The organism is Kocuria sp. cx-455, assembly GCF_057707085.1.
The window spans coordinates 62,532-73,914 of record NZ_JBYIPM010000008.1 but is presented as its reverse complement, the minus strand read 5'-3'; the positions used below and the strand labels follow the sequence as shown (position 1 = coordinate 73,914).

Here is an 11,383-nt window from a genome sequence, read left to right as displayed (position 1 = left end):
TCTTCGGATCCTTGCGGGCCCGAAGCCAGTTGCGATCTGCGAGCTTAGGTGAGATCTGAACGGCGGGTCAAATCCAGGTGAACCGTAGGTTCTTGCTGGAAACTTGCCTGCGATCTCTTGCTCGCGGAGATTCATCCTAGCAGATCCGCGGCGTCTTGCAACACCGTGAAGCCGTGAAGATTGGATCCACTGTCGCCCGGTTCGTTCCTTCTCAGAAGGACTTCGCCGCGGCGACTCGGTAGACATTACACACTTGCCGCGGGAACGACAAACCCGCGGAACGAACCTCTCGGTCCGCGCCGCGGGTCGCGGGTCTAAGCCCTACTTGTCGTTGTTCTGCGAATGCGATGCCGGCTTCAGGTACAGCACCGCAAGCGGGGGAACGGTCATCTCCGCTGAAGCAGGTTTGGCGTTGAAGGCGCCCTCCGTGGCTACGACCTTCCCCAGGTTGCCCACCCCGGATCCTCCGAAAAGTTCCGAGTCCGTGTTCAGTACCTCATGCCATTCACCGGCCCACGGCAGTCCCACGCGGAAGTTCTCATGCGGGTTACCGGCAAAGTTGGCAATGCACACGAGCGGATTTCCCTGATCGTCCCAGCGGGTGAATGACAGGGTGTTGCGACCGGCGTCGTTCGCGTCGATCCATTCGAAGCCCGACGGGTCGTTGTCGCGAACATAGAGCGCGGGGGTGCTGCGGTAGATCTCGTTGAGGTTCTTCACGAGCTCTTGCACTCCATGGTGGGGAGGGGTCTCGGAGAGCCACCAATCCAGTCCGTGTTCCTGCGACCATTCGGATTCCTGGGCGTACTCGGTTCCCATGAAGATCAGCTGCTTGCCCGGGTGTGCCCACATGTAGGCGAGGTAGGCACGCACGTTCGCCAGCTGCTGCCACCGGTCCCCCGGCATCTTGCGCAACAAGGATCCCTTGCCGTACACGACTTCGTCATGGGAAATGGGCAGGATGAAGTTCTCGGAGTAGGCATAGACCATGGAGAACGTTGCCTTGTTGTGGTGGTAATGACGGTTGAACGGGTCCTCCGCCATGTACTCCAGACTGTCGTGCATCCAGCCCATGTTCCACTTGATGCCGAATCCGAGACCACCCGCTTCGGTGGGTTTGGTGACACCCGGGAACGACGTGGATTCTTCCGCAATCATGACAATGCCGGGATTGCGCCGGTAGGCCGTGGCATTGGACTCCTGCAGGAAACCAATGGCTTCCAGATTCTCGCGGCCGCCGTACTTGTTGGGTTCCCACTCGCCATCGTTACGCGAGTAGTCCAGGTACAGCATGGAAGCCACGGCGTCCACCCGCAGACCGTCGATGTGGTACTCCTCGAGCCAGTAGTTGGCATTGGCGACCAAGAAGTTGCGCACCTCGGATCGGCCGTAGTCGAAGATCAAGGTGCCCCAGTCCTTGTGCTCACCGCGACGGGGATCCGAGTGCTCGTACAGCGGTTCGCCGTCGAATTTCGCGAGCGCCCACTCGTCCTTGGGGAAGTGTCCCGGCACCCAGTCGACGAGCACACCGATACCGGCCTGGTGCAACTGGTCAACCAGGTAACGGAACTCGTCGGGGGAACCGAACCGAGAGGACGGTGCGTAGTAGGAGGTGACCTGGTAACCCCAGGAACCACCGAAGGGGTGTTCGGCCACCGGCATGAACTCCACGTGGGTGAACCCCTGCCATGTCAGGTATTCGACCAACTCGCGTGCGAGATCCACGTAATCCAAGCCCTTGCGCCACGAACCGATGTGAAGTTCGTACACGCTCATGGGCGCATTGTGGGGATCCGTCCGGGCTCGCTTGGCCATCCAGTCGGAGTCCTGGAATTCGTAGGTGGACTCGAAGACCCGGGATGCCGTGGAGGGCGGCACCTCCGTTGCGAACGCCATGGGGTCGGCCTTGTCGCGCCAGCCGCCGTCACGGCCCTGGACACGGAACTTGTAGGTGTCCCCGGAGCCCATTCCCGGGATGAACAACTCCCAGATGCCGGTGGAGCCCAGTGAGCGCATCGCGTGCTCGGAACCGTCCCAGCCGTTGAAGTCACCGATGACACGCACGGCGCGAGCATTGGGAGCCCACACCGCAAAGCTCACACCCTGGATCTCGCCCATGGCCGAGGGGTACCGGTGGACGTGCGCACCCAGCGCGGTCCAGAGCGTCTCATGACGCCCCTCACCCATCAGGTGCAGGTCCAACTCCCCGAGGGTGGGTGCAAAGCGGTACGGATCATCCAGAAGTTGCGGTTCCTGCCCGCTGTAGGTCACCTCGAGACGATAATCCGGGATGCGACCCTTCTCATGACAGTCAACGACACCCGAGAAGATACCGCCCCACTCGTGCTCGAGCGGGTGCAAACCGTCCATGGTGCGCACCGACACTTCGCTCGCGAATCGGCGCAACGTACGAATAGTGACTGTGTCGTCACCGTTCGGGTGAGCGCCCAATACCGAGTGGGGATCGTGATATCGGCCCTCTGCCACGGCCGCCAACACTTCTTGGGACACGGGCTTGGGCTTACTCCCCCGGGATTGGTCGACTTCTTGATCCGTGTTCTGCGACATCTCCGCGGGCACGGGGCGCTGCTTTCCCGTGGGTTCCGGATCCGTCGAGGTGTCCGGAGTGTGTCGGGGATCCTGCTCTCGCTCGGTACTCACTACTTCCTCAGTTCTGAAGGTGTCGTCGGAGTTCTGATCATCGTCCGTCGTGGCTGTCACGCTACGGGAGCTTGCCGCGCGTAGCGAATGGATGACGGCATTGGCCGGTACATCGACCCAGTCGGGACGGTTGCGCTGCTCATAGACCACTTCGTACAGCGCCTTGTCCAGCCACAACGCTTGGAACAGCACCGATTCCGTGTCGAGGCTCCGGCCGCTGACCTCGCGGTAACCGTCGAGAAAGGCCGACGACACCGCCCGCGTCCAGTCCTGCGTGTCATCGGGCCGATCACGACCGGCCATGGCGCCGGCGTAATCCAAGGAACGCAGCATGCCCACGACATCGCGGAGCGCAACGTCCGGGCGTACTCGCTCCTTGATGGGGCGCAACGGTTCACCCTCGAAATCGAGGACCTTGAATCCGTTGTCCCGGTTGTAGAGCACCTGACCCAGGTGATAGTCCCCGTGAATACGTTGCAGCGGGGGCAGCTCACGCAGGTCTTCGAGTTCGTCCATGAGTGATTCGAGGACGTGTTCGAAGTCGCTGAACCGGTCACCGCACGCCTTCCAGGCCCAGCGCAACCGCCCCGAAATATCCTTCAGGAATGCATTGCGGGCGTCGTGGTCGGCGGTGACCGGAGGAAAGGCAGCAACCAGGTCCGCGTGCACATGCGCCGTGGTGGCCCCCAGTTCCCGGGCCCGGTCCGTGAAGTCCGTGCCATTCGTGGCGCTGTCGACCGCCATGGCCCATGCGTCCTGCGCGTGGTCCACAAAATGTGCTGCCACGGCGAGCTGACCCGCGGTGGTCACGAGTCCTTGGCGCCACTGGGCATCGATCCACCCGGCCGTGGCCGGCACGGCCGAGGATCCCTGCGAGGTGAGCTCCACGCCGACCTCCACATCCGGGTTGCGCCCCTCCCCCACGACACGGAAGAACTTCACGATGACCGCGTCACCCCGCAGTGCGGTATCCGACGATGTCTCGTGGGCGGGTAGGGTCAGGATCACCGACGTGTTCGACTGCTCCGAGGAAATCACCCGCACCTGCTCGGGGCCGGAGATCCTGTACTGCGTATTGAGCGCGCCCGTGTACTTACCGTGGATGCCCATACCGTGGCGCAGCACACCACCGACACCGAGTTGGGTGTCCATGATGCGCAGCACGGCGTCCAGGAATGCGGGGTCGCCCACGGCGTCGTACAGATAAGACCTGCTGGCGTGGTCTTCGCCCACTTCGGCATTCGTGCGGGCGCTGGGCTCGTGGTTCGACGGCTGCGCGTCCGGCCCGGCAAGCGTCGGCTCGTCGGTGGGTGAAGTGGCCTGCTCCCCGGTGGCTCCCGAGCGGCGTCGTTCCCAGAATGACCCCGCCTGCCGAGCCGCACGCCTCAGGAAGGAGGTCGAGGCATCCACGCCCGCCACGATCTGCTCGGGCAGAGCGCGATTGGGGCCGCTGCCCTGATAGGAGCCGATCAGGTACCGCTCGAACTCGGACAGCGCCTCGGCGGTACGCACCACCGGAACGTTCAGCAGCTCGCTGCGATCACCCACGGTGGCCCGAACCAGGTACACCACACGATCTCGCACGACCGAACCCGGGTCCTCTTGGTCAAGGTCCAGCGCCACACGGCCCGCGACATCAAGCTTGATGTCCTGAGCCGCGGCGGTGAACGGGAACCAACGTTGCCGCGGCAGCCAGTCACGCAACCGGTCCAGAACTTGTTGATCCGTCATTGTGTGTTCCCCGCTTTCCTCGAATACGTCCTCGTGCCGTGCCCCACCGGTCAGTCGTTACGCGCGGGCTTGATGATTGGCATCGCAATGGTCTCCGGGTGGGACCCGTCGGCCGAGGACGCGCTACGCAACCGCAACCAGAAGAAGTCCTGCGACCCCAGGGTGATCCGGTATCGACCGGACTCGTCGAACTCGCCAAAAGGCTCCCCGCCGAACAGTTCGCGGGTACCGCGACCGGCGTACTCCGGCACGGTCAGTGAGCAACTGGCGGGCACGTGAGACAGGTTGAAAATGCACAGCACGGTTTCGCCGTGCTCGTCATCCGCGTCGCGGGGATCCAAGCGACGTAGGAACGCCAGCACCGACTCGTGATCGGTGTCCACGTTCACGTAGTCGCCCATCCCGAACGCCGGGTGCGCCTTGCGCACCATGAGCATCTGGCGGATCCAATGCAACAGCGACGAGGATGACGCGAGCTGGGTTTCCACGTTGGTCTGTGTGTAGTTGTACACCAGTGACTGGATCACCGGCAGGTACAGCTTGCCCGGATCCGCGGTGGAGAACCCTGCGTTACGATCCGGGGTCCATTGCATGGGAGTGCGGGAGGCATCACGGTCGTCCAACCAGATGTTGTCGCCCATGCCGATCTCGTCACCGTAGTAAAGGAACGGGGAGCCCGGCAGCGACAACAGCAACGCGTGGGCGAGCTCAAGCTCGGCCCTCGAATTGTCGAGCAACGGCGCCAGGCGGCGTCGGATACCAATGTTGGCTCGCATGCGGGAATCCGGGGCGTACCAACCCAGCATGGCCTGGCGTTCCTCGCTGGTCACCATTTCCAAGGTCAACTCATCGTGGTTGCGCAAGAACGTGCCCCACTGGGTGCCCGCGGGAATCTGAGGTGTGTTCTCCATGGTGGAGACGATGGGCTCGGCCTTCTGGTCACGCAACGCGTAGTAAATGCGCGGCATGATCGGAAAGTGGAAGCACATGTGGCACTCGGGTGAGGTCTCCGTTCCGAAGTACTCCACGACCTCGTGCGGCATTTGATTGGCTTCTGCAATGATCACGCGCCCGGGGTAGAGCTCGTCCACCATGGTCCGCAGGTTGACCAGGAAATCGTGGGTGCCCGGCAGGTTCTCGCAGTTGGTGCCGTCCTCCTCGATCAGGTACGGGATGGCATCCGCGCGGAAACCGTCAATGCCCATGTCCAACCAGAATTTGACCACGTCGAACACGGCCTGGACGACCTTGGGGTTCTCGAAGTTGAGGTCCGGTTGGTGGGAGAAGAAACGGTGCCAGAAGAACTGACGCCGCACGGGATCGAAGGTCCAGTTGGACTCCTCCGTGTCCACGAAGATGATGCGCGCGTCCTGATACTTCTCGTCCGTGTCGGACCACACGTAGAAATCGCCGAAGGGCCCGTCCGGATCTTCGCGGGAGGCCTGGAACCACGGGTGCTGATCCGAGGTGTGGTTCAACGGCAAGTCGGTGATCACGCGAAGTCCGCGGGCGTGCGCCTCGGCCACGAGCCGCTTGAAATCGCTGACCGTGCCGAACTCATCCAACACCGAGTAGTAGTCGGAGATGTCGTAGCCGCCGTCGCGCAGGGGGGACTCGTAGAACGGTGGAATCCACAGGCAGTCGATGCCCAACCACTGGAGGTAATCCAACTTGTCGATCAGCCCGGAGAAATCACCGGAGCCATCGCCATTGGCATCTGAGAACGCCCGCACCAGAACTTCGTAGAAAACGGCTTTGCGGAACCAGTCCGGATCGTGCGAAATACCCGGCGCGTTGAGGTGGAAGGGTGTGCTGGTCATGGCTGGTTGCTGTGGCCTCTCAAAGGTGACGTGGAAGTACTCGTGGCACGAGGTTGACTCGCGCCGCCACGGGGATCACTTCACGTTGCGTCGAATGTTCAGGACGTGCGCCGGCTCGATGTAGGGATCCAGACGGACGTAGTTGTGGGTCCCCCACTTCCAGCTGGCACCGGAGATCAGATCATCCACCCAGAACGAACCGTCCTCGTTGAAGTCATGGTCGCCCAGATCGAGAGAATCCAGATCCAGCCATACCGTGGCCTCACGCGTGGCGTGCGTGTCGGTATTGATCACGACGATTACGGTGTCCTTCACCTCGTGGCCATCGCGTTCCACCGTCTTGGTCTTGGAGTACGCCACGATCGCTGAATCGGTCGTGGACTGCACGGTGAGGTTCTGCAGGTCACCCAGTGCCGGGTGGTCCCTGCGGATCTCGTTGAGCCGGGTGATGTACGGGGCCAGTGACTCGCCCCGATCAACCGCGCCCTGAAAATCGCGGGGCCGCAGCTCGAACTTTTCGTTGTCCATGTACTCCTCCGCACCCGGGCGGGCCACGTGTTCGAACAGTTCGTATCCCGCGTACACGCCCCACAACGGCGAGGCGGTCGAGGCGAGCGCTGCGCGTACCTTGAAGGCCGCCGGGCCACCGAACTGCAAATACTCGGTGAGGATGTCCGGGGTGTTGACGAAGAAGTTCGGCCGGTAGGCGGATGAGGTTTCGTGGGAGACCTCTTCGAGGTACTCCTCGATCTCTTCCTTGGTGTTGCGCCAGGTGAAGTACGAGTAGGACTGCTGGAACCCGGCCTTGGCCAAGCCCTGCATCATGGCCGGGCGGGTAAAGGCTTCCGCGAGGAACACGGTGTTCGGGTGTTCTTCGCGCACGCGGGCAATGAGCCACTCCCAGAACCACAAGGGTTTGGTGTGCGGGTTGTCCACGCGGAAGATGTCCACACCGTGGCTGATCCACAGCTCGACCACGCGCAGCACCTCGCGGGCAAGACCCTGGGGGTCGTTGTCGAAGTTCAGCGGGTAGATGTCCTGGTACTTCTTGGGCGGGTTCTCCGCGTAGGCGATGCTGCCGTCAGCCCGAGTGGTGAACCATTGCGGGTGTTCCGCAACCCATGGGTGGTCGGGGGACGCCTGCAGCGCGAGGTCCAGTGCCACTTCCATGCCCAGCTCATGGGCATGGGCCACGAACTTATCGAAGTCTTCGAAGGTGCCCAGGTCAGGGTGAATGGTGTCGTGACCGCCCTCGGCCGAGCCGATGGCCCACGGAGAACCAGGATCCTGCGGTCCGGCTTCAAGGGAGTTGTTGGGGCCCTTGCGGTGATTCCGTCCGATCGGGTGGATGGGCGGTAGGTAAGCCACGTCGAAGCCCATGGCCGCGGCCCGGTCCAGGGCCTCGACGGCAGTGGTGAAGTTGCCAGAGATCCACCGGCCCGCTTCCGCGTCCCAGGTGGCGCCTTCGGAGCGCGGGAAGAACTCGTACCACGCTCCGCGGCCCGCGGCCTCGCGTTCGACCTCGATCGGGAACCGCTGGGACGAGGTCAACAGGTCGCGCAACGGACGCTCGCTCACGTACGCCTTGATTTCGGCGGACGTGCCCGCAGCCAGCCGAGCCTCGACCGGCAGACCGGTATCCACCATGCGGGCCGCGGCGTCCTCGAAGGCCTGTGCCTCCGCTGCGGAACGCGAGGATTCCTTGGAGGCCGCTTCGAAGAGCAGCTGGCCCTCCTTGAACATGAGCTCAACGTCCTGGCCGACACCGATCTTGATCTCGGCGGCATGCCGCCACGTGTCGTACAGATCCGACCAGCCCTCGACCGCAAAGCTCCAGTGGCCTTCCGCCAGCGGACGCAACACGGCGTGGAAGCGATCGGTACCGGGGGCGCCGGGGGTCATGGTGACGCGCTGGACCTCGTGGCCCTGCGGGTTGTACAGTACGGCGCTCGCGCCCAGCGAGTCGTGGCCTTCGCGGAACACGGTGGCGGAAACTCGAATGTCTTCACCGGGGATCGCGGTGGCGGGGAAACGGCCGCCCTCCACCACGGGGCTCACATCGGTGATGGGGATGCGTCCGTAGACCAGGTCCGCGGACGGGAACTCTGATGAGTCCCCCGAGTCGGATTCGCTGCCCAATTCGGCGGTACCGTGTTGCTCCGTGGGTTCACGATCCACCACGTCACCCTCTTCCAAGAGGTCGACTCGGGGCTGTTCCTCCGGCTGGTGACCGGAACCATCGGCAGCGGCGTGATCGCGCTGGAAGGACGGAGAAACATCGGGCACACCCGTACTGGGGGCCGGTGCGTTCAAGCGGCTTCCCACATCAGGCTGGGCGGACCCGGCCTGGGACGTAGGTTCCTGCGGGTCGTTGGTGCGTGCGTAATGGCCAGTGGGCTGAGGATTCTGCTGCGACACGGACCTAACGTTAGCGATAAACCGCTCGAATCTTAAGGGCGGCCACTCATCTGGAGTCATGGGAGTGTCCCAATCGGTCTATCAAGTGGCGACGGCCCGCGTGCCGGTAGGCTCGCACGTGTGAAGGCCATACGTAGATTCACCGTCCGCACCGTCCTGCCCACGTCCATTGCACCCTTGAGCCGGTTGGCCAAGAATTTGCGGTGGTCATGGCACAAACCCACCGAGGATCTGTTCGCGCAGCTCAATCCGCGCGCCTGGGAGAACGTTCACGGTGACCCCGTGAAACTTCTGGGATCCCTCACTCGTGAGGAGATTCAGCAAATTGCCGAGGATCCCCAGACCGTGGAACAGATCACGGCACTCGACGCAGATCTGACCAGTTACTTGACCCAGCGCCAGTGGTACCAGCGCACTCAGACCGACGACGCCCCGGCGGCAATCGCGTACTTCTCCGCCGAGTACGGCATCACCTCCGTACTGCCCCAGTACTCCGGTGGTTTGGGCATTCTCGCGGGTGATCATCTCAAGACCGCATCCGACATGGGAATCCCCGTGGTGGGGGTGGGCCTGCTGTATCAGGCCGGCTATTTCAAGCAGTCACTGTCCCAGGACGGTTGGCAGCAGGAAACGTATCCCGTGCTCGACCCCGACGAAATGCCGCTGACTCTGCTGCGCGAGCAGGACGGCGCTCCCGCGCGCATCTCGCTGCCGCTACCCAACTCACGTTCGCTGTCCGCTCAGATCTGGCGCGCCGATGTCGGCCGGGTCCCGCTGTTGCTGCTGGACTCCAACATCCCCGAGAACGACGAGCACGCCCGGAACGTGACCGACCGCCTCTACGGTGGCGGCAGTGATCATCGTTTGCAACAGGAACTGCTCCTCGGTATGGGCGGCATCCGTGCGCTGCGCGCGTTCTCCCGCCTCACCGATGCGCCCGCACCCGAGGTGTTCCACTGCAACGAGGGGCACGCGGGCTTCCTGGGCATCGAGCGCATCCAGGAACTGATGAACCCCCTTGACGGTTCCGAACCCATGACGTGGAACGAGGCACTGACCGCCGTTCGTTCCGCCACGGTGTTCACGACGCACACCCCGGTACCCGCCGGTATCGACCGCTTCGACCGCGCGCAGGTGGAGTACTTCGTCAATGCGGGCCTCACCCCCGCGGTTCCCACGGCCCACGTGCTGGAATTGGGCTCGGAGAACTACGAAGGTGGGGACCCGAGCAAGTTCAACATGGCCGTCATGGGACTGCGGCTGGCGCAACGCGCCAACGGGGTGGCCAAGTTGCACGGGGTGGTCTCGCGCGCAATGTTCCAGGGGCTGTGGTCCGGTTTCGATACCGAGGAGGTTCCGATCACCTCCGTCACCAACGGTGTCCACACGCCCTCCTGGATCGATCCGGCCATGCGGAAAATCGCGGTAGACCCGCAGGAGAACGACCAGGATCCGGCTTCGCGCTGGCGCACGATCTACCAGGCCAGTGACCGGGACCTGTGGCACATTCGGCGCGATCTGCGCGAACGTCTGGTGCACGACGTCCGACGTCGCTTGCGCGCCTCGTGGAAGAAGCGCGGCGCCGCCGACGCCGAGTTGGCCTGGACGGGCTCCGTGCTGGACCCGGACGTTCTGACGATTGGTTTCGCCCGCCGCGTGCCCACCTACAAGCGCCTGACACTCATGCTGCGCGACCCCGAGCGACTCAAGCGGCTGCTCCTGGATCCGGACAACCCCATCCAGTTGATCGTAGCGGGTAAGTCCCACCCGGCCGATGAGATGGGCAAGCGGATGATTCAGGATCTGGTGCGCTTCACGGACGATCCCGAGGTTCGCCATCGCATCGTGTTCCTACCCAACTACGACATCGCCATGGCCCGCGTGCTGTTCCCGGGCTGTGACGTGTGGTTGAACAACCCCCTTCGTCCGCTCGAAGCATGCGGCACCTCTGGCATGAAGGCCGCCATGAACGGCGGTTTGAACTTGTCTGTGCTGGATGGCTGGTGGGATGAGATGTACGACGGCCAGAACGGCTGGGCCATCCCCACCGCGGACAACAAGGCCAGCACGGAGGAACGTGACGACATCGAGGCCGCTGCACTCTACGAACTGATCGAGAATCACGTGGCACCGCGTTTCTACGGAGAGTCCACGGACGACCCCGAGATCACCTCCGAAGAGATCCCGCACCAGTGGCTCGCGATGGTCAAGCACACGCTGTCCACGCTGGGTCCCAAGGTGTCCGCCCGACGCATGCTGACCGACTACGTGCAGAAGCTGTACGTGCCGGCCTGCGTGTCCGGGCGCCGCGCACTCGCCGACAACGGCAAGGTGTCGCGATCCACCTCACGGTGGATCGAACGTGTGCGTCAGGCATGGCCGCAGGTGCATGTCGAACACGTGGACGCCGAGGGTGTGCTGCAAGAACCACAGATCGGTGACGAGCTGACCATCAACGCGTACATCAATCTGGGGTCTCTGGCTCCCCGGGACGTCAAGACCCAGGTGGGCTTCGGACACGTCTCGGAATCGGATCACATCCACGAACGCAATTACGCGTACCTCGATCGGGTCACCGAGCTGGGCGGCGGGCGTTTCCTGTTCAGCGGGACACTGACGATCGACCGCTCGGGCCCGTTCGGCTACACGGTTCGCGTGCTGCCCTCCCACGAGGAACTGGCCGGCCCGGCCGAGCTGGGTTTGGTACGCAACGCCGCATAGCGTGAGCGGCCTGGTCGAATCGTTGACACGAC

The 11,383-nt window shown here is 63.3% G+C and carries 4 protein-coding genes; 1 reads left to right on the top strand and 3 read right to left on the bottom strand.

The features are described 5' to 3' along the window. Positions 1-321: 321 nt before the first annotated feature. The 3 genes from glgB to AC3ENJ_RS12425 form a co-directional block, all read right to left on the bottom strand. Complete coding sequence (gene glgB, locus AC3ENJ_RS12435) at positions 322-4,392, bottom strand: 1,4-alpha-glucan branching protein GlgB (RefSeq protein WP_190808088.1); 4,071 nt, start codon at positions 4,390-4,392, stop codon at positions 322-324. Between the two features lie 50 nt (positions 4,393-4,442). Then, positions 4,443-6,212: a maltose alpha-D-glucosyltransferase gene (gene treS / locus AC3ENJ_RS12430; RefSeq protein ID WP_431814261.1), complete on the bottom strand. Its 1,770-nt coding sequence runs from the start codon at positions 6,210-6,212 to the stop codon at positions 4,443-4,445. 75 nt (positions 6,213-6,287) lie between these two features. After that, entirely contained in the window at positions 6,288-8,630 is a 2,343-nt protein-coding gene (locus AC3ENJ_RS12425) for an alpha-1,4-glucan--maltose-1-phosphate maltosyltransferase (protein WP_431814260.1), read from the bottom strand. A 120-nt stretch (positions 8,631-8,750) separates the two neighbouring features. Here AC3ENJ_RS12425 and glgP point away from each other — a divergent pair, with 120 nt between their 5' ends. After that, entirely contained in the window at positions 8,751-11,351 is a 2,601-nt protein-coding gene (glgP, locus tag AC3ENJ_RS12420; RefSeq protein WP_431814259.1) for an alpha-glucan family phosphorylase, read from the top strand. Positions 11,352-11,383 lie beyond the last annotated feature (32 nt).